20 protein-coding genes are annotated in these 18,002 nt (G+C 74.0%); 14 read left to right on the top strand and 6 right to left on the bottom strand.

Annotated elements, in window-relative coordinates; all coding sequences use genetic code 11:
* Window positions 1-83: 83 nt before the first annotated feature.
* The 4 genes from CCO02nite_RS07515 (at window position 84) to CCO02nite_RS07500 (ending at window position 4,373) form a co-directional block, all read left to right on the top strand.
* The gene (locus tag CCO02nite_RS07515) at window positions 84-332 is read left to right on the top strand and encodes a type II toxin-antitoxin system Phd/YefM family antitoxin (protein ID WP_222593163.1); all 249 of its coding nucleotides are present in this window, start codon (window positions 84-86) and stop codon (window positions 330-332) included.
* On the top strand, window positions 317-745 hold the full coding sequence (locus tag CCO02nite_RS07510) for a type II toxin-antitoxin system VapC family toxin (protein WP_146842501.1): 429 nt from the start codon (window positions 317-319) through the stop codon (window positions 743-745). The genes CCO02nite_RS07515 and CCO02nite_RS07510 overlap by 16 nt, the downstream gene beginning before the upstream one ends.
* Before the next feature lie 124 nt (window positions 746-869).
* Window positions 870-4,172 carry a DEAD/DEAH box helicase gene (locus tag CCO02nite_RS07505; protein ID WP_146842500.1) on the top strand — a complete coding sequence of 1,101 codons (3,303 nt, stop codon included), beginning with the start codon at window positions 870-872 and terminating at the stop codon, window positions 4,170-4,172.
* Between the two features lie 24 nt (window positions 4,173-4,196).
* Window positions 4,197-4,373 carry a hypothetical protein gene (locus CCO02nite_RS07500; RefSeq protein ID WP_186812611.1) on the top strand — a complete coding sequence of 59 codons (177 nt, stop codon included), beginning with the start codon at window positions 4,197-4,199 and terminating at the stop codon, window positions 4,371-4,373.
* A gap of 119 nt (window positions 4,374-4,492) precedes the next feature.
* On the opposite strand, the gene CCO02nite_RS07495 is transcribed toward CCO02nite_RS07500, so the two are convergent.
* On the bottom strand, window positions 4,493-5,590 hold the full coding sequence (locus CCO02nite_RS07495; RefSeq protein ID WP_146842499.1) for a hypothetical protein: 1,098 nt from the start codon (window positions 5,588-5,590) through the stop codon (window positions 4,493-4,495).
* A 205-nt stretch (window positions 5,591-5,795) separates the two neighbouring features.
* On the opposite strand from CCO02nite_RS07495, the gene CCO02nite_RS07490 reads away from it, so the two are divergent.
* The 8 genes from CCO02nite_RS07490 to CCO02nite_RS07455 are packed head-to-tail and all read left to right on the top strand — an operon-like array spanning window position 5,796 to window position 9,676.
* Entirely contained in the window at window positions 5,796-6,242 is a 447-nt protein-coding gene (locus CCO02nite_RS07490) for an Asp23/Gls24 family envelope stress response protein (RefSeq protein WP_146842498.1), read from the top strand.
* Window positions 6,239-6,625, top strand: a complete 387-nt coding sequence (locus CCO02nite_RS07485; protein WP_246117414.1) for a hypothetical protein — start codon at window positions 6,239-6,241, stop codon at window positions 6,623-6,625. The genes CCO02nite_RS07490 and CCO02nite_RS07485 overlap by 4 nt, the downstream gene beginning before the upstream one ends.
* Window positions 6,626-6,638: 13 nt before the next feature.
* On the top strand, window positions 6,639-6,818 hold the full coding sequence (locus CCO02nite_RS07480; RefSeq protein ID WP_146842497.1) for a hypothetical protein: 180 nt from the start codon (window positions 6,639-6,641) through the stop codon (window positions 6,816-6,818).
* 4 nt (window positions 6,819-6,822) lie between these two features.
* Window positions 6,823-7,221: an Asp23/Gls24 family envelope stress response protein gene (locus CCO02nite_RS07475; protein WP_146842496.1), complete on the top strand. Its 399-nt coding sequence runs from the start codon at window positions 6,823-6,825 to the stop codon at window positions 7,219-7,221.
* Window positions 7,218-7,751 (top strand): DUF6286 domain-containing protein, encoded by a 534-nt coding sequence (locus CCO02nite_RS07470; RefSeq protein ID WP_146842495.1) that lies wholly within the window; start codon window positions 7,218-7,220, stop codon window positions 7,749-7,751. The genes CCO02nite_RS07475 and CCO02nite_RS07470 overlap by 4 nt, the downstream gene beginning before the upstream one ends.
* Window positions 7,752-7,759: 8 nt before the next feature.
* On the top strand, window positions 7,760-8,326 hold the full coding sequence (locus CCO02nite_RS07465; protein ID WP_146842494.1) for a hypothetical protein: 567 nt from the start codon (window positions 7,760-7,762) through the stop codon (window positions 8,324-8,326).
* 59 nt (window positions 8,327-8,385) lie between these two features.
* Complete coding sequence (locus CCO02nite_RS07460; protein ID WP_146842493.1) at window positions 8,386-9,297, top strand: HNH endonuclease; 912 nt, start codon at window positions 8,386-8,388, stop codon at window positions 9,295-9,297.
* Between the two features lie 4 nt (window positions 9,298-9,301).
* A complete protein-coding gene (locus CCO02nite_RS07455) occupies window positions 9,302-9,676 on the top strand; it encodes a YccF domain-containing protein (protein WP_146842492.1) in 375 nt (124 codons plus the stop codon).
* Between the two features lie 21 nt (window positions 9,677-9,697).
* Here the strand turns inward: CCO02nite_RS07455 and CCO02nite_RS07450 are convergent, their stop codons facing one another.
* The 4 genes from CCO02nite_RS07450 to CCO02nite_RS07435 all read right to left on the bottom strand — a co-directional run bounded on the left by CCO02nite_RS07450 (window position 9,698) and on the right by CCO02nite_RS07435 (window position 14,525).
* On the bottom strand, window positions 9,698-10,669 hold the full coding sequence (locus CCO02nite_RS07450; protein ID WP_146842491.1) for a squalene cyclase: 972 nt from the start codon (window positions 10,667-10,669) through the stop codon (window positions 9,698-9,700).
* 70 nt (window positions 10,670-10,739) lie between these two features.
* Complete coding sequence (locus CCO02nite_RS07445; protein WP_146842490.1) at window positions 10,740-12,530, bottom strand: HNH endonuclease signature motif containing protein; 1,791 nt, start codon at window positions 12,528-12,530, stop codon at window positions 10,740-10,742.
* 736 nt (window positions 12,531-13,266) lie between these two features.
* Complete coding sequence (gene arr, locus CCO02nite_RS07440) at window positions 13,267-13,692, bottom strand: NAD(+)--rifampin ADP-ribosyltransferase (RefSeq protein ID WP_146842489.1); 426 nt, start codon at window positions 13,690-13,692, stop codon at window positions 13,267-13,269.
* A gap of 137 nt (window positions 13,693-13,829) precedes the next feature.
* Window positions 13,830-14,525 carry a DUF4352 domain-containing protein gene (locus CCO02nite_RS07435; RefSeq protein WP_146842488.1) on the bottom strand — a complete coding sequence of 232 codons (696 nt, stop codon included), beginning with the start codon at window positions 14,523-14,525 and terminating at the stop codon, window positions 13,830-13,832.
* Window positions 14,526-14,931: 406 nt separating this feature from the next.
* Here CCO02nite_RS07435 and CCO02nite_RS16215 point away from each other — a divergent pair, with 406 nt between their 5' ends.
* Together CCO02nite_RS16215 and CCO02nite_RS07425 are read left to right on the top strand one after the other, a co-directional pair.
* On the top strand, window positions 14,932-16,098 hold the full coding sequence (locus CCO02nite_RS16215) for a sensor histidine kinase (protein ID WP_146842487.1): 1,167 nt from the start codon (window positions 14,932-14,934) through the stop codon (window positions 16,096-16,098).
* 184 nt (window positions 16,099-16,282) lie between these two features.
* Window positions 16,283-16,942, top strand: a complete 660-nt coding sequence (locus CCO02nite_RS07425; RefSeq protein ID WP_246117413.1) for a response regulator — start codon at window positions 16,283-16,285, stop codon at window positions 16,940-16,942.
* A 5-nt stretch (window positions 16,943-16,947) separates the two neighbouring features.
* Here CCO02nite_RS07425 and CCO02nite_RS07420 read toward each other — a convergent pair whose 3' ends face one another.
* Complete coding sequence (locus CCO02nite_RS07420; RefSeq protein ID WP_146842486.1) at window positions 16,948-17,982, bottom strand: DUF2804 domain-containing protein; 1,035 nt, start codon at window positions 17,980-17,982, stop codon at window positions 16,948-16,950.
* Between the last annotated feature and the right edge of the window lie 20 nt (window positions 17,983-18,002).

Raw genomic sequence — 18,002 nt, 5'->3', positions numbered from 1 at the left:
CGGCGTGTAGTGCCGTCGTCTCTGACGCGCTCCCAACTCGACGATGCGATCAGATAATCGGATACTCTTGTGGAGTGCGCACCATGACAGCGACCCACGCGTCACGCGGGTTCTCCGAGGTGCTCGATGCGGTCGAGCACGGCGACACCATCACGATCACTCGAGGTGGTGTGCCGATCGCCGAGATCAGGCCGGTTCCCGCGGCGACCGGCCACAAGCTCGCGCTCGCGCTGGACGAGGTGAGCGCGACGCTCGACGACGATGTCGAGCGCGACGTGGCGGCGGCGACGGCGCTGCTCGTGGCCGAGAGCGACCCGTGGCGCGACGCCTGATCCTCGACACGACCGCACTCATCGCGTTCGAGCGCGGGACGCTGGACCGGGCGGCGCTGGCCGAGGACGACATCGCGATCGCCGCTGTCACCGTGGCAGAGTTCCGCGCGGGGATCGAGCTTGCCGACACGCCCGCGCGTGCTGCGGCGCGTCAGGCGGTCTTCGCGGCGATCGTCGCCGCTGTGCCCGTGCTCGACTACACCGCGGCTACGGCGGCGGCGCACGCGCGGCTGATCGCGCACACGCGGCGTGCGGGTCGCCCCCGTGGAGCACACGACCTGCTGATCGCGGCCGCAGCGCGCGAGCACGGCCGGATCGTCGTCTCGTCGGACGCGAGGGCGCGGTTCGACGACCTGCCCGACGTCGACTGGCTGGCGACGACGAGTCTGGGGCATCGCGGTCCGACGGTCTGAGCGTCCGCCGGAGGACCCTACGTCGCGTGGGGCAAGCTGAGGCGGTCGACGACGCCGGGCCGGTCGGCTGACGGCTGTGGATCGCACGAACCGCGCGTGGGTGCGCCGTGGCACGATTCCGGGCGTGCCCAGTCCCGCAGCTGTCCCGCCGCGCGTGCCGCTCGAGGTGATCGAGGACTGGGTCGACGAGGGCGCGTTCGAGCGGGGGCGCGGGTACTACGCCGAGGGCCGGGTGGTCTCGGTCGACTGGCAGCCCGCGAACCGCACGCTGACGTCGCTGGTGCGGGGGAGCGGTGCACGGGCGTACCGCTGCATCGTGGTGCTCGACGCGCGGCAGCACGTGGTGCGCGACCACTGCTCGTGCCCGCTGGGCGGGGCGTGCAAGCACGTCGTCGCGACGCTCCTGCAGACGCACGGACCCGTCGGTGGTCGGTCCTCGGGCAGGGCTGCCGCGTCGGCGCCGGCCGCGTGGCGAGGGAGCCTCGAGAGGCTGGTGCGGACGGCTGCGGTGCCGACGGCGAGCGTCGCCGACGAGCCTGCGAACGTGGCGCTGCAGTTCCGCGTGAACGGGCTGCCCAAGCAGCCGGGTGCGGGGTGGTCGCCGTCGGGGCTGTCGCTGTCCGTGCGGCCCGCGAAGCGCAACACCAAGGGTGCGTGGACGGGCGGGCAGGACGTGTCGTGGGAGGCGATCCGGTACGAGTACAGCTGGCGGCGGACGACGCTGCGGCCGCAGGAGCGGGCCTGGTTCCGCGACCTGTACTCGCTGCGCAGCGCGGAGCGGTACTACGGGGGCACCGCGTGGCTCGACCTGAACGACTGCTCGCGGTGGCTGTGGCCGCACCTCGGGTCCGCGGCGGAGTCGGGGATCGCGTTCGTCGGAGGCGCGAAGTCCGACGAGGTGCGCCTGGTGGACCAGGCGACGTTGCAGCTCGACCTCGTCGAGCTGCCGGACGGCTCGGTGCGGGTAGGGCCGCGGCTCGAGCTCGGCGGCGCGGTGGCGGGCACGCCGGTCGTCGGGGCGGTGGGTGGCAGCGGACTGTTCGCCTGGGACGAGCGCTCGCCGCGCACGTTGACGCTGGGCCAGTCGGCGCCGCTGACCGAGCCGGTGCGGGCGCTGCTGGACCTCCCGGCGGTCGTGGTCCCGGCGCGGGACGTGCCTGACCTGATGGCCGACGAGTACCCGCGGCTACGCCGCGCCGTGCCGGTGACCAGCAGCGACGCGAGCGTGCGGCTGCCCGAGCCGGAGCGGCCGGTGTTCGTCGCCACCGCCGACTTCGCCGCCGTGAACCTGGTGCGCCTGGCGTGGGACTGGGAGTACGCCACGGGCGAGGCGCGCGCACGCCGCCCGCTCGTCGCGACGGCGCAGGACGCGGGAGTGCGTGACCTGGAGGCCGAGCGCGCCACGGTGGCGCGCCTCGAGCACGACGTGCGTCGGGTGCCGGGCTTCGAGGCCTTCCGCGTCGACGGGCAGCGGGAGTTCGCGGGGATCGCGGCGCTCGACGTCGCACAGGTGCTCCTGCCCCGGCTCGCGGAGCTGGACGGTGTCCGGGTCGAGACGGGTGACGTCCCGGACTACGTGGCGCTCGAGGAGGCGCCGCGGATCAGTGTCGCCGCGCGGGACACCGAGGACGCCGACTGGTTCGACCTCGCGGTGACGGTGAGCGTCGAGGGCCGGGACGTGCCGTTCGCGGAGCTGTTCCGGGCGCTCGCGGTCGGTCACGAGCGGCTGCTGCTCGCGGACGGGGGCTGGCTGCGGCTGGACCAGCCGGTGTTCGACGAGCTGCGGCGCCTCATCGAGGAGGCCGCGAGGCTCGAGGACCGGCCCGGGCGGCTGCGGATCAACCCGTACCGGACCAGCCTGTGGGCGGACCTCGAGGACCTGGCCGACGAGGTGGAGCAGTCCCAGTCGTGGCAGCGCAAGGTGGACGGGTTCGTCCGACTGCTGCGCGAGGGCGCGGCGCCGGATGCGGACCGCCCGCCGCCCGCGGGGCTGCACGCGGAGCTGCGGCCCTACCAGCGCGAGGGGCTGGCGTGGCTCGTCATGTGCTGGGAGCACGGGCTCGGCGGCGTGCTGGCCGACGACATGGGCCTGGGCAAGACGCTGCAGACGCTGGCCCTCGTCGCGCACGCGCGTGAGCGGGAGCCGGGGGCTGCGCCGTTCCTCGTCGTCGCGCCCGCGTCCGTCGTCGGGAACTGGCAGTCCGAGGCCGTACGGTTCACGCCGGACCTGAAGGTGGTCGCCGTGACCGAGACCGCGCGGCGCTCGGGCGTGCCGTGGGAGCAGGCGGCAGCGGGCGCCGACGTCGTCGTGACGTCGTACGCGCTGTTCCGCATCGAGCACGACGACGTGAGCGCGCTGGACTGGGCGGGCCTCGTGCTCGACGAGGCGCAGTTCGTCAAGAACCATGCGACGCGTGCCAACCAGCACGCACGCGCGCTGCGCACGCCGTTCAAGCTCGCGATCACCGGCACGCCGCTGGAGAACGACGTCATGGAGCTGTGGTCGACGCTCGCGATCGTCGCGCCCGGCCTGTACCCGTCGGCGACGAGGTTCCGCGACGACGTCGCGCGGCCGATCGAGGCCGCCGCGCGGCCGTCCGCCGACGACGACGCGCGCACCCACGCCGGGCAGGTGCTGGAGCGCCTGCGCCGGCGGCTGCGGCCCGTGCTGCTGCGGCGCACCAAGGAGCAGGTGGCGCCGGAGCTGCCGGACCGCCAGGAGCAGGTGCACCTGGTGGACCTGGAGCCGGCGCACCGGCGCGCGTACGACACGCACCTGCACCGCGAGCGCTCGCGGCTGCTGGGGCTGCTGGACGACTTCGACGCGAACCGGCTCGCGATCTTCCGCTCGCTCAACATCCTGCGGCGGCTGGCCCTGGACGCCTCGCTCGTCGACGAGAAGTACGCGTCCGTGCCGTCCAGCAAGCTCGACGCGCTCATGGAGCAGCTCGAACCCGTGGCGGCCGAGGGGCACCGGGCGCTGGTGTTCTCGCAGTTCACGAGCTATCTCGGGCTCGTCGCGGACCGGTGCCGGGCGGCCGGGCTGGCGTTCGAGTACCTGGACGGGAGCACGCGGCGACGCGCGGACGTCGTGGACCGGTTCCGAAGCGGGTCCGCCCCGTTGTTCCTCGTCAGCCTGCGCGCGGGCGGGTTCGGGCTGAACCTGACCGAGGCCGACTACGTGTACCTGCTCGACCCGTGGTGGAACCCGGCCGTCGAGCAGCAGGCGATCGACCGCACGCACCGCATCGGGCAGACGCGCAAGGTCATGGTGAACCGGATGGTGTCCCGCGGGACGATCGAGGAGAAGGTGATGGCGCTCGCCCGGCGCAAGCGCGCCGTGTTCGATGCGGTGCTCGGCGACGACGAGCACGCGTTCTCCCGCGCGATCAGTTCCGACGACGTGCGCGCACTGCTCGCAGAGTGATCGTGAGCGTCGGACCGACGCGGTATGACCCGGTCGGAGTCCGATCGCATCGCTGCCGAGCGGTACGTGGACGAGCTCGAGGGCGCGAACCTGACGCGGCGGATCGACGACGCGATCGCGCTCGCGCTCGCCGGGCCGGGCGAGGAAGCCGAGGAGTTCCGGCGCGCGGCCGGCGCGGTTGTCTCAGAGGACGACTGGTGACGCAGCGCGGCGACGTGTGCTGGGTGAGCTCCGGCGATCCGCGAGGGAGCGAGCCCGGCAAGCGGTGCCCGGCTTTCGTCGTTCAGTCCGACGCGCTCCACGCGGCCCGGGTGCTCCGACTATGGATCGTGGATCACGCCCTGGAGGTCGACGAAGCGCGCGGGACGGAGCGGCGGACCCGCCGCCAGATCGTCGAGAGCGGAGAGGACCAGGTCCAGCCCCGCGAACCCGCGGTTCGGAACGAACTCGAGGACGGCCGGGAGCGGGGCGGCGTCGTGCCCCTGTGCGGTGAGACCGCGTGCCACGCGAGTGAACGGGTTCTCACGCACACCCTCCGCGTGGAGCTGCAGGAGGTTGCGGCGGGCCTCAGCGACGTGGCCGGCCCACGGTTGCTCGAGCTGGACCCCATCGAGCTCACTCTCGTGCTGCTCCCATGCGTCGCCGATGGTGTGCACGTCCCAACCAGGCCAGTAGGTCGCGAACTCGCGCGAACGCGGGCTGTGCTCCCAGGTCGCCCACCAGAACAGCTCGCGCTTCTGGGTGTCGAGGTGCAGCCCCCAGCCCGGCCAGTCGTCGTCCGCGATCATCTCGGCCGGGAGCCAGTGCTTGCCCCATCCGTCGCCGACCGAGCCGTCGTCGCGAGCCCGGCGTGCCACGGCCACGATCTCGTCGGGGCCGTAGCACGCGATATCGGACAGGTCGGTGTCCGCACCCCACAGGACGACGTCGCCGTCCTCGAGGCGAACAGAGAGCGGTACGGGACACATGTGGTCGGAGCGCGGCGTGAACCAGGGGTTGTCCGCGACGTGCTCACGCTCCAGCGTGCGTAGCTGCGCGAAGAGCGGCGCCGGGTCGGCCCCAGCGAGGTGGATGATGCCGGCGACTCCCGCAGGCGACCAGATGGCGGTCCAGCCCGGCCAGGTCCGCTCGATCAGGTGGTTCGCGATGCGCGGGAGCACGAGGCCGTCACCCTCCTCGGCCCAGACCAGGCGATGGTTCGGGACGTCGATCAGCATCGAGCCCTCCATCCAGGTCGCGCTCGACCACTCCGCGACGCTCGGCTCTCCCATCGGGCTCATGGAGCGCACCCGCTCGAGCGTCGACCTGAACCCGGCGAGCGCTGCATCCTGAGCCAGCCGCTGCGCGGCCCAGTGGTCGTAGAACAGCTCCACGCCGCCGTCGGCGTCGATGACGACGATCCCCGCCCGCGATCCCATTTCCGACCCTTCCTTGCGTGCCGCGATCAGCCCGCTCCGGCGATCAGCGACGCTACGGGCGACCTCCGACATCGGTCGGGAGCGTCGGGCGAGAGTCCGTCGGTTGGGGGTGCGGGGGGAGGCCGCGGGGAGCAGGGTGGGATCGACGGGAACCGCCCGTCGGCCCGCACCCGAGTCCCGAACCCCAGACCAGAACGAGGACATCATGAACGACAGCACGCCAGCCAAGAGCGCGACGGCACGGCCGGCCAGCGCCCTGGTGAGCGCCGAGGGCACCACGACGATCGCCGACACCGTCGTCAGCAAGATCGCCGGCATCGCTGCGAAGGAGGTCACCGGCGTCTACGCGCTCGGCGGGGGCGGCGGGCGTGGGCTCGGCGCGATCCGCGAGCGCATCCCGGGCGCCCGGACCAACAGCGCGCAGGGGGTGTCGGTCGAGGTCGGGGAGACCGAGGCGGCCGTCGACCTGGACCTCGTCGCCGAGTACGGGGTGTCGATCGCGGACCTGGCGTCCGGTATCCGGCGCAACGTCATCTCGGCGGTCGAGAGGATGACCGGCCTGCACGTCGTCGAGGTCAACGTCGTCGTGAACGACGTGCACCTGCCGCAGGAGGACGTCGTCGTCGAGCCGGTGGAGGCTCGGGTCCAGTGACCGATCCGGGCGTCGCGCCGCTGCGCGGCGCGCTCGATCCTCCGCGCGATCCCTCGCTCGGCCCTCCGCTCGGGACGGCACCGACCGAGCCCCTCATCGTCGTCGGACCCGAGCCGCGCGATCCCGCCGAGGAGGTCGCAGCGGCCGTGCTCGCGGTGCCGGGCGTGGTCCGGCTCCACGGCGGGCGGTTCGGCGGGCTCGGCACCTACCTGCCGGGACGGCGGGTCACGGGCGTCCGCATCGACGAGGCCGGCACCGAGGTGCACGTCGTCGTCTCGGGCGTCGCCCCCGTCCCGGTCACCGTCGGGCGCGTGCAGCGCGCCGTGTCGGCGATCGCCCCCATGCCCGTGCACGTCCACGTCGAGGACATCGACGTGTCATGAGAAGGAGCTGACCATGTCGTCTGTCGCCACGGGGCTGTTCGCCGGCATCCTGCTTGCCCTGGTCGCCGCGGTCGGGGGGTTCTCGATGTTCCTGCTGGCCCTCGTGCTCGGTGCGCTCGGGGTGCTCGTCGCCCTCGTGCTCGACGGCCGCCTCGACCTGAGCGGGGTCGTCTCCGGCCGACGCCGTGGCTGAGACCGTGGCCGAGAACGAAACCATCGTCGAGCCCGAGCCCGAGCCCCAGGTCGAGCCCGAGGTCGTCGACGAGGGCGTCGCCGACGTGCGGCCGGACCGCGGGTCGCTGACGATCACGGACCACGCGCTGCGCCGGATCGCCGGTCAGGTCGCGCTGGGCGTGCCGGGCGTGGCTCCGACGAGCCCGAGGGTCGACTGGCAGCGCCTGGGCCTGCGCGCGCGGGTGTCGCTCGAGGTCTCGCTCGTCTGGCCCGCGTCGGCCGCGGTGGTGACCCGCGAGGTGCAGGAGGCCGTCGGTCGCGAGCTGGTGCGGCAGGCCGCGCAGGAGCTGGACGCGGTGAGCGTCGCCGTGCGCGACGTCGAGCGGCCGCCGCGGGCGGCCCCCGCGCCGAGGGTCCGATGAGCATCGCTCCGGCGCCGCCGGCCACGCGCGCCGGGCGGGTCGGCTGGGTCGGGGTCGTGCTCGCGGCGCTCGTCGTCGCGCTCGGTGTGCTGGTGATCCGGGACGCGCTGGTGATCGACGGTCGGATCGACGGGAGCACCTGGCTGGTGCCGCTCGTCGACTCGACGGACGGCGTGGAGCCGTCGCCCGCGCTCACCGCGATCGGGTGCGTCGTAGCGCTGCTCGGGCTCTGGCTCGTCGTCGTCGCGCTCGGACGTCGCGTGCGCAACCGGCTGCCGCTGGACGTGCCCGGCGCGAGCATCGGCATCGCCGACGTGGCGCGCCTGGCCGCCGCGGCGGCCGAGTCGGTGCCGTACGTGCTCTCCGCCGAGTCGTCGGCGCGGCGCACGTCAGTGAAGGTCACCGTCACCTCGCTCGAGGGCGACGACGTGGCCGACGAGGTGCGCGCGCTCGTCGAGCAGCGTCTCGCGCGGCTGGCGACGCCCATGACCGTCCGGGTCGAGAACCGGCACGTGGCGGGGTTGCGATGAGGCGCGGCGTGCTCGGCCTCGACCGCGTGCTCGTGCTCCTGCTCGGGCTCGTGCTCGTCGTGCTCGGGGTCGCGGCGATCGGCTGGCAGACCGGGTTCCTGGCTGACGTCTGGCCGGACGTGCCGGACTCCGTCGACGTCGACTCGTCGCGGGTCACGGGGTCGTCGTCGTTCGTCGCGATCGCGCTGGCGGTCGGCGTCGTGCTCGTCGGGCTCGGTCTGTGGTGGCTGCTCGCGCACCTGCCGAGACGCGGGGTCGCACCCCTGCGCCTGCCTGCGGGTCCGCTGCCCGGCGTGCTCACGGTCGAACCCGGACCGGCCGTCGCGACGGCGGCAGACGTGCTCTCCGACGATCCGCGCATCCTGTCCGTGCGCGGCGCCGTGCTGACCGAGCGCGGGCGGCTCGTCGTGCGCCTGCGGGTGACCGCGTACCCCGACGCCGACCTGGCGGACGTGATCGGTGCCTGCCACGACGTGCTCGCCGACCTGGCCCGCGTGCTCCCGGAGGAACAGCTCACCTCACGCGTCGAGATCACCGTCCTGCGCCGCGCGGCGGCCCGCGCGCGCGTGCGCTGACCGTCGGGTCGCTCGTACGGCCCTTGCCCGGCGGCCGGCGGGGCTGGTGAGCTGGTGGCGTGGACACCGTCGCCGAAGCCGCGCTGCGAGCGCACGTCCTCGCGTGGGTGCGAGAGCGCGCCGAGGCCAACGGGGGGTTCCTGCGGCGTGACGAGCTGCTCGGCTTCCGGGTCGGGGAGCGAAAACTGCCGATCATCGACTACTCGCGCGGCATCCGGAACCCGGCGGACTTCGGCTCGACGCTCGCGATCGTCTCGTCGGTCGACGGTCCCTACGACGACACCGAGGACCCGGACGACGGCTTGCTGCACTACGCGTACCGCGACGGCGACCCGTTCGGGGGCGACAACGCCAAGCTGCGCAACGCGATCACCACGGGGATGCCGCTGATCCTGTTCCGCAAGGAGGTCGCGAACGTCTACACGCCGGTGCTCCCGGTGTACGTCGTCGACGACTACCCCGAGGAGCGGACGTTCCTCATCGCGCTCGACGAGGCGTTCCGGTACATGGGCGACCTGCGTGAGCTGGGTGCCGAGCAGCGGGCCTACGCGCGACGGCTCGCCAAGCAGCGGCTGCACCAGCCCGCGTTCCGCACCAGGGTGCTGCTGGCCTACGAGACACGGTGCGCGATCTGCCGGCTCGCTCACGGGTCGTTGCTGGACGGCGCGCACATCGTCCCTGACAGCGAGGAGCACGGGCTTCCGACGACGACGAACGGGCTGGCGCTGTGCAAGATCCACCATGCGGCCTATGACCAGGACCTCCTGGGCGTCAGCCCGGACTACGTGGTGCAGATCGACCGCGATCTGCTCGACGAGGTCGACGGGCCGATGCTCCGGCACGGTCTGCAGGACATGCACGGGCGAAAGATCACGTTGCCGCGCCGCCGCGCCGACCACCCGGATCGAGACCTGCTCGACTGGCGCTGGCAGCGGTTCGTCGACAACGCGGCCCGGCCCACGCGAGGATGACGGCGTGCGCACCCTGCTCAACATCATCTGGCTCGTGCTCGCCGGGTTCTGGCTGGCCGTCGGCTACGCATTCGCCGGCGTGCTGCTGTGCATCCTGATCTTCACGATCCCGTGGGGCATCGCGTCGTTCCGGATGGCGAGCTACGCGCTGTGGCCGTTCGGCCGCACGGTGGTCCCCAAGCCGGGCGCGGGTGCGTGGTCGTTCCTCGGGAACGTCGTGTGGGTGATCCTCGCGGGGTGGTGGCTCGCGCTCGGGCACATCGTCTCGGGTGTGCTGCTGTGCCTGACGATCATCGGGATCCCGCTCGGCATCGCCGACTTCAAGATGGTGCCGATCTCGCTGGCACCGCTGGGCAAGGACATCGTCCGCGTCCCGTGACGTCGTCCTGCCGCGCCCGGCTCACGCCCGCGCGGCGTCCCACCAGGTCAGCACGCGGGTGCCGATCAGGGTGAGCCACCTCGACGGCTCACCCTCCGGGGCGTCGACCTCGAACCAGGTGCGGCCGGGCAGCGGTGCTCCCTGCAGCCACGTGCCGTCCGGTCGGCGCGCGGCTCGCACGACGTCGATGGCGCCGGCGAGCCGTTCGTCGGGCGGGGTCCCGTCGAGCAGCGACGCGTCGCGGAAGTGGTCGAGCGCCGCGAGCGCGCTGTAGCGGTGGCGGTTCGGGTAGACGAACCTCGTCGCGAAGTCGCCGACGAGAGTGCCCGTGGACGCCCGGTAGAGCAGTCGACGCGAGAGCAGGTACTCCTCGCCGCCGTGCCGCGCGGCCCGCAGCGCGGAGTCTCCGGTGAGCCGCTCGTAGGCCAGCATGCCGCGCACCGCGTTGAGCGTGGAGTGGAACGACGACCGCGTCGAGCGGCCCTCCTCCGCCTCGCAGTTCCAGCCGCCGTCGGCGAGCCGGTGGGCCGGGAACCACGCGGCCAGGGCGGCGACGTCGGCGCCGAGCCAGGCGCCGCTCGCGAGCGTGTACGAGTTGATGCAGACGTCGACCTCGCCGCCCCAGTAGGGCAGGTCGTCGTACTCCCAGCGGCAGCTCGCCGCGAGCCGGTCCGCGGTGCCGGCGAGCACCGCGGCGTCCAGACCCCACTCGCGAAGGTCCTTGAGGACCCACGTCGTCGCGATCCACGGCTGCCCGGGTTCGTCGGCCTCGGGACTGCCGAAGAAGCCGGCCGGGAAGAACGCGCCGCCGGCCCACCTGCCGTCCGGGTCCTGCCGCGCGAGCAGCCTCGCGCCGAAGCCCTCGGTCGCGACGCGGGCGCGCGTCGCCTGCCACGTCTCGTCCGGGGTTCCGACGAGGTCGCGTTCGACCTGCCAGCGCAGCGCCGGGTCGGAGTCGAGCAGCCAGTCGACCGTGCGCGGATCGGATGCCACCGCACCACGCTAGCGACGAGGCCTGACGACGTCAGGCGCTGCTGCTCACACCGGCGTGGTGCGCCGTGTGTCAGGAGCCGGCGTCGAGGCGGTGGCCGGTGGCAGTGGTGAACCGCCAGCCGCCCGACTTGCGGCGCCGGATCTGCAGGTGCAGTCGGTGGACCACGTCGTGGTGGTGGTAGCACAGCAGGATCCCGGCGTTGGCGTCGGTGCTGCCGCCCTGGCTCCACGGCACGACATGGTGGAGCTCGCCGAGCGAGGCAGGTGCACCGCAGCTCGGGTAGCGGCAGGTCTGGTCCCGCGCGACGATCGCGCGCCGCCGGGCGGCCGTGAACCGCCGCTCCGAGCGCCCGACGTCGATGAGCTCGGAGGCCGGCCCGAAGACGAGTCTGCCGATCGCGCCGTCGCACGCGAGGCGCTGCAGCACGTGACCGGGGACGGGTCCGGCGCCCACGATCTCGGTGACGGCGAAACGTTCCTCGTCGGACACCGGCCGCAGGCGCCCGAGCCGGACGCCGCGCGGGCGCGCGAGATCCTCGGGGTCGGCGTCGGCCGTCTCGTCGAGGCGCTGGTCGAGATTCGCGCCGAGGCGCTCGTAGAGACGCTCGTCGAGCGGGCCCTCGAGCAGGTCGTCGAGCGGGCCCTCGAGCGGGCCCTCGAGCGGGTCGTCGAGCGGGTCCTCGAGCGGGTCCTCGAGCGGGTCGTCGAGCGGGTCCTCGAGCGGGTGATCGAGCGGGTCGTCGAGCGGGTCCTCGAGCGGGTGGTCGAGCGGGTCGTCGTGGTGGCACCTAGGCGGGTCGTCGTTGTGCCGGCGGTCGGGTGGGTCGTTGTGCGGACTGCCGGGTGGGTCGACGTGTCGACGGTCGGGTGGGTCGTTGTGCCGACTGTCCGGGGGGTCGTCGGGTGGGTCGTCGAGTCTGGCGTCGAACGGGTCACGGGTGCTCTCGTCCTCGACGAGGCGCCTGAACGTGTCGTGGTCGACGACGCAGGAGACGTGCGGACGGATCCGCGCGCCCGCGCCGGTACCGACGAGCCCGTGGTCGAGACCGAGCCGGGACAGGTCGGCCAGGGCCTGGGCTCGGCGCTGCGTCGTCGTGCGGCGGTCGTCGGGTGCGGGTGTGCCCATCAGCGAGTCGAGCGCCGCTCGCAGGCTCGCGCCGTGCTCGGTGGTCAGGAACCCGGACAGGTGCATGCCGTTGGTGGTCGGCGAGATCGTGAAGAACTCGCGGTCGGTGGCCTTGCGGTACCCGCGCTCATCGGCACCGGTGTCCGCCGCGGCGGCCCAGCGCCGCACCAGTCGCGTGAACGTCTCGGGCGCGAGTCCGCGCGCGTGCTCGGCGAGGAAGGGCTCGCCGCACGCGTCCGCAGGCTGGGCGAGCGCCTCTCGTCGGAGCTTCGTGGTCGGCGCGAGCCGGGCGAGCGTGAGCGCGTTGTCCACGGGGATCTCGCCGGCCACCGCGCCCGCGGCAGTCTCAGGCAGATCGGACGCGAAGGCCCGACCCATGCGCACTATCCCCGCCGCCCGTGCCCAGGGCATGCGTGCGGCACCTGCGAGCCACGTCGTGACCGTGCGCGCCCCGCGCAGCGCCCACCATCCGTCCGCCTCGACGACCGGCAGCAGCGCCGCCGCGATCGCCGTGAGCCGTCCCGCGGCAGTGGCGAGCGCGACCATCGTCTCCGTCGCGGACTGCCCGTCGAGGCTCGTGCTCGCGCCCGGCACCAGGCCCGCCAGCGCATCGATCGCGAGCTGCAGGGCCGCCACCTCGGGGATCGGCCCGACGCCCGAGGTCTCGTCGGAGACCGCGACGAGCGCTCGGCGCGGTTCGTCGTCGGGCGTCGCCCCGTCTGTCATTGCGCTCATCTCGCCCCCTCTCTCACGAGCACTCGAACAAGTGTACGAGTGGCCACTGACACGCGGCGTGGCGGCTGTGGACGGGAGGGGTCGGCGACCGGGCGGGGCGGGTTACCGGGCGGGGCGGGTGACCGGGCGGGTGCGCGGCGGGATGGTGGACGGTGGCTGGCGCGGTCGTGCGTGCGTGGGTCCGTGCCGTCTGCGGACTTGCTCGTCGTCTACGGACCGCTGGAGCGTCGCTGGACCTCGCCGACGAGGGGTCCGCAGGCGTCCGCGGGGTCCGTGGACGCGCGCGGGGTCCGTGGATGGGTGAGGGGCACAGCGCGTGGTGGAGGTGTCATGGGGCGGCTGGCGCCCGGGTGCGTGGACGCGTGAGGGGCGGTGGGCGGTGGCTGGCGCGGTCGTGCGTGCGTGGGTCCGTGCCGTCTGCGGACTTGCTCGTCGTCTACGGACCGCTGGAGCGTCGCCGGACCTCGCCGACGAGGGGTCCGCAGGCGTCCGCGGGGTCCGTGGACGTGCACGGGGTCCGTGGATGGGTGAGGGGCTGGCGGGGCGGGACAGTGCGGGCAGGGGCCGGCGCGAGCGGGCAGGAGGCGGCGGGGGGTCCGTGGATGGGTGAGGGGCTGGCGGGGCGGGGGTGGGGAGCGGTGACGTGAGCGGGAAGGTCGGCGCGGCGGGGCGGCGGGAACGGGAAGGGCGCGCGGGGGAGGCTGTGGGGCGTGTGCTCGGGGGGCACGCCTTCAGATCAGTCCTCGATCGCCTCGACGCCCTCGTCTGCGAGCCGGCGCAGGTGGTCGAGCATGGTCTGCAGGACCTCGGGCGGGTGGGCTTGCCACGTGACCTCGCCGAGCACGCGCACGGGGGAGAGCGTGCGGTACGAGCGGGTCGGGTTGCCCTCGAACCGCTTGTCGGTGAGATTCGGGTCGTTCTCGATCTCGCCGAGCGGCTCGACGCGGTACACGCGGCCCGGTCCGGTGCCGGCGGCGAGCTCGGCGCCCCAGACCGCCGCGTCGGTCGTCGCCGTGAGGTAGACGAACTTCGCCGCGCGACCGCTGCCGTAGTTGGAGGAGCGCCCGGGCTCGAGCAGGTCGCCCGGCCGCAGGTCCGCCTTCGTACCGTGGAAGAACGGCCCGGGATCGTCCACCCGGACCGTCGATGGCTCCTCTGCCATGCGTGCCTCCCGCTCGTCGTGACGCGTCGAGACGATTGTGGACCAGGCCGAGCGTCCTCGTCGTGCGGTGCGTCGACAGGCGGGCGGGCGGACGGGCACGGTCGCCCCTGAACGACCGCACCCGCCCGCTGGCCGCCTCAGGACACGGCCACCTCGACGCCGCCGGAGAAGGCGGAGTCGTGGAGGACGAGCGTCGCCGGCGTGGCGTCCGCCGGGATGTCGAAGACGACGGTGCCCTCGACACTGACGCCCGGGTTGATCTGGTCGAGGATGCTGTTCGCGTCGTCGAGGTAGATCGCCGCCTCGGTCGAGGCGGAGTGCGTGCGGCCCTCGGTGTCGACGAGCTCCTGGCTCGAGCCGTCGAAGTACTGGGCCTCGTCGCCGATGTTGGTGACGGTCACGTGCACCAGGACGAACTGCCCCTGCGCGTCGAGGCTGAGGATGTCGTCGCCGACGCTCGGCACACCCGTCTCGACCGCCGTGACGGTGAACTCGAACTTCCCGTCACGAACGGGCGTGCCGATGCCGGCGGAGTCGCCGGCCGGCTGCTCCTCGGGCTCCTTGGGCGCGTCCTCGGTGGCGTCGTCGGCGGGCTCGGTGGCGTCGTCGGCGGGTGCCTCGGTCGGGTCCTGGGCCGGCGCCGACGTGGTCGCGCCCGGTGCGGCGTCGTCGGCCGCGTCGCCGCCTCCCTGGGCGACGTTCACCGCGATCGCCACGACGGCGACGACGCCGATCGCCGTGAGGATCTTGTGCCGGGCGAACCAGGAGCGCTTCGGCTCGGGCGCGGCGGCGGGCGGGGGGAGCGGCTGGCCGCTCGGGTCGGTGGTGCTCATGGTGTCCTCCTGACGGGACGGGGATCGTTGCGGTGTCGATGCTCCTGACCGGGCCGGGCGCGCCGGATCGGTCGATCGGCTCGATCGCAGTAGACGAAGGTCGAGGTCGTGGGCGCCGGGTCGAGACCTTTGGACGGCGAGACGTGTGGGTGCGCGCGCGTACTGTCCGGGCATGAGCTCGCCGTCCCCGCCTCCGGGTCCGTACCCGCCACCGGTGGGGCACCCGCGGCCGTGGCCCCCGCCGCCCGGGTACGGCCACGCACCATCGGCACCGGGTGCCGCGCGTCCCGCACCCGGGTACGCCTACGGGCCGCCTCGGCAGGGTCCGCTGCCGCCGCCGCACGGGCCGGCGCGGCCGGCGCGGGACAACCGGCGGACGTGGTCGCGGGCCGGGACGGTCGGGGCCGTGTCGGCGGTCGCGTTCTCGGGGCTCGTCGCGGTCGCGTTCGACTCGCTCGGGCGCGGCGACGGGGCGTGGGCCGCGCTCGTCGGGGTGATCGCCTTCGCGGTGGTCGGGGCCAACGCGACCGCGATGGTGTGGCGGGCGCGCTTCCCGGTCGTGATCTGCGCCGCGACCGCGGCCGCGGCGGTCGTCGTGCCCGTGGACGCGCTCGCGCCGCTGATCGCGCTGAGCTGGGTGATCGCGACGCGCCGGGCGCGCACCGCAGTGCTGTGCGGCCTCGCGACCGCCGCGGCCGTCGGGGTCTCGCTGGCGCGGGACGCGGCGCGCGAGGGCGAGGCGGTGGTCTTCGCGGTGACCTCGTCGACGACCGACGAGCGCTCCTACCTCCTGCCCGCCGGCTACGTGGCCCTCGGGGTGACGTTCCTGGTGGTCGCGGTCGCGGCCGGGATGGTGCGGCGCACGCTGACGTACGAGCGTTCTGTCGCGCAGGTCGCCTCGCGGCGCGCGGACGAGCTGCGCACGCAGGCCGACGAGCTGCGCACGGAGCTCTCGCGGCAGGACGAGCGCGAGCTCATCGCGCGCGAGATGCACGACACGGTGGCCCACCACCTCTCGCTCGTCTCGCTGCACGCCTCGGCGCTCGAGGTCACGGCACCCGATCCCGAGGTCGGTGAGGCCGCACGGTCGATGCGGTCGTCCGCACGGCGCGCGCTCGACGAGATGCGCGCCCTCATCGCGTCGCTGCGCACGCAGGGTGAGACGTTCGACGGCCCGGTGCCCACGCTCGCGGACCTGGCGCGGTTGCTCGACGAGGCGCGGACCGCCGGGCTCGACGTGGCGCCGACGTTCTTCGTCTCCGACGCGGTGCAGGCGCCGCCGGCGTTGACGCGTGCCGTGTACCGGATCGTGCAGGAGGCGCTGACGAACGTCATCAAGCACGCGCCCGGTGCGCGGGCCGACGTGTCGCTCACAGCCGCGCCCGGCGCCGGTGTGGACCTCGTGGTGCGCAACCGCCTGCGGGCGGCCCCGGCCGACGCGACGGGTGCGCGCGCGGGGCTGGCCGGGATGCGGGAGCGGGCCGAGGCGCTCGGCGGGCGGTTCGACGCCGGCATCGAGCGTGAGGACTTCGTCGTGCGCGTGCACCTGCCCTGGGAGCGGCCGAGCGCCTGACGGGGCCGGGTGACTGACGGGGCCGGGTGACTGGCGGGGCCGGGTGACTGGCGGGGCCGGGTGGCTGGCGGGGCCGGGTGGCTGGCGGGGCCGGGTGGCTGGCGGGGCCGGGTGGCTGGCGGGGCCGGGCGACTGGCGGGGCCGGGCGACTGACGTGTGGGTGCGCGGCGCTAGGGTCGCTGCCGTGGTCAGGGTGATGGTCGTCGACGACGACGCGATGGTCCGACGACTGCTGCGCACCATCCTGGGCGCCGCGGGGATCGACGTCGTGGCGGAGGCGGCCGACGGCGACGAGGTGGTGGGCGCGATCCAGGCGCACCACCCGGACGTCGTGCTGATGGACCTGCGGATGGCCCGCGTCGACGGCATCCGCGCGACCGCGGCGGTGCGCGCGATGCGGGAGCCGCCCGGCGTCCTGGCGATGACGTCTTTCGACACGGAGGAGGCGATCCTCGCCGCCGTGCACGCCGGCGCAGCTGGGTTCCTGGCGAAGGACGCCGAGCCGGCCGAGCTCGTCGCGGCCGTGCGCGCGGTGGCCGCGGGGGAGGGTGCGCTCTCGCCGCGCGCCGCGCGGACGATGGTCGAGCGCGTCGCGACCGACGCCACGGGCCGCGGGCGGCGTGAGTCGCGCGCGATGCTGGAGGCCCTCACGGAGCGTGAGCTCGAGATCGCACGCGGGGTCGCGGACGGGCTGTCCAACGCCGAGATCGCGCGCCGGTCGTTCGTCAGCGAAGCGACCGTGAAGTCGCACCTGACCCAGGTGATGGGCAAGCTCGGCGCGACGAACCGCGTCCAGGTCGCGCTCGTGGTCGATCGCGCGGCGCTGCCCGCCGAAGCAGGTTGAGGCGACTACCAGCGCTGTTCGACGTCCTCCGCGGAGCCCAGCAACCCGTCGAGGACGAGCCGCTCGCCGTCGTCGAGCATCACCGACCCCGACCAGTGCCCGAAGCACTGGTGCGTCGAGGAGCGCACGACCCACGCGTCGGTGAGCGCGACGCGGTCGTGGAACGGGACGAACGTGAGGTCCACACCGTCGCCGGTCACGTGCCACGGGTCGGTCCACCGGCCCGGCGGCCAGGTCCACGTGAGCTCGGTGCGCAGCTTGTGCAGCCGCCCGTCGACGACGACGGCGTTCTCGGCGGACCCGGTCCCGTCGGTCCACCGACCGCCGAGCTGGAGCGCGACGTCGCGCCCGTCGACCCCGCCCACCCCGGCCTTGCCGGCGCCGAACCCCCAGTTCCACGCGAGCGAGCGGGGCCAGTACCCGCGGCCGTGGTCGAGCACGGCCCACGAGCCGGGGCCGACCTCGACGTCGACGTCGTCCACGCGCAGGCGGCCGAGCGCCGGACGGCCGACGTCCTTGACGGTGTACTGGAAGGTGCGCTCGTCCCACGGCACGACGACGCCGAGCCGCTCGCGCCCCGGCGGCAGCGCCGCCTCGACGTCGAGCCGCACGCGCGGGGTGCGGGCGCGCAGCCGGGTCCCGGTCGCGGTCTCGTCGAAGCTGACGTGCACGCGGCGGGTCGAGGCCGTCGCGGGACCGTCGCCGAGCGAGCCGGGCAGCGTGGTGCCGCGTGCGAACGGCGCGACGACGACGGCGTCGACGTCCTCGCCGGTCGCGCGGTCGAGCACCCACACCTGGGTCAGCCCGAGGTAGTCGAGCGAGGACACGGTCAGCCCGACGACGTGCGTCGGGGTCAGGAGCGCCCAGTACTCCCAGCGCTTGGCGCGGCCCCAGCGCCGGGGCACGCGTCCGACGAGCGCGGTGTCGTGCAGCGGCGAGCGCGACCAGCCGACCGCGTCGGGGTTCAGCCGCCCGTCGGGGAGCTGGAGGTCGACGGGCCGGGTGAGCTCGCGCGCGTCGACGGGCACGGGTAGCGGCATGGGAGCATCCTCACAGGTCA

It is taken from the genome of Cellulomonas composti (genome assembly GCF_007990245.1).
In the GTDB taxonomy this organism is placed as follows: Bacteria; Actinomycetota; Actinomycetes; order Actinomycetales; family Cellulomonadaceae; genus Cellulomonas; species Cellulomonas composti.
Note: the sequence above shows the minus strand (reverse complement) of the source record. Positions and strands in the feature narration are given on the sequence as shown.

Excerpts from the sequence above, each read along its gene's own strand:
- CCO02nite_RS07495 (WP_146842499.1), bottom strand. The coding sequence starts at position 5,590 with ATGGGATCGCGGGCGGGGATCGTCGTCATCGACGCCGACGGCGGCGTG.
- CCO02nite_RS07490 (WP_146842498.1), top strand. The coding sequence starts at position 5,796 with ATGAACGACAGCACGCCAGCCAAGAGCGCGACGGCACGGCCGGCCAGC.
- CCO02nite_RS07420 (WP_146842486.1), bottom strand. The coding sequence starts at position 17,982 with ATGCCGCTACCCGTGCCCGTCGACGCGCGCGAGCTCACCCGGCCCGTC.
- CCO02nite_RS07435 (WP_146842488.1), bottom strand. The coding sequence starts at position 14,525 with ATGAGCACCACCGACCCGAGCGGCCAGCCGCTCCCCCCGCCCGCCGCC.
- CCO02nite_RS07480 (WP_146842497.1), top strand. The coding sequence starts at position 6,639 with ATGTCGTCTGTCGCCACGGGGCTGTTCGCCGGCATCCTGCTTGCCCTG.
- CCO02nite_RS07445 (WP_146842490.1), bottom strand. The coding sequence starts at position 12,530 with ATGAGCGCAATGACAGACGGGGCGACGCCCGACGACGAACCGCGCCGA.
- arr (WP_146842489.1), bottom strand. The coding sequence starts at position 13,692 with ATGGCAGAGGAGCCATCGACGGTCCGGGTGGACGATCCCGGGCCGTTC.
- CCO02nite_RS07515 (WP_222593163.1), top strand. The coding sequence starts at position 84 with ATGACAGCGACCCACGCGTCACGCGGGTTCTCCGAGGTGCTCGATGCG.
- CCO02nite_RS07500 (WP_186812611.1), top strand. The coding sequence starts at position 4,197 with ATGACCCGGTCGGAGTCCGATCGCATCGCTGCCGAGCGGTACGTGGAC.
- CCO02nite_RS07470 (WP_146842495.1), top strand. The coding sequence starts at position 7,218 with ATGAGCATCGCTCCGGCGCCGCCGGCCACGCGCGCCGGGCGGGTCGGC.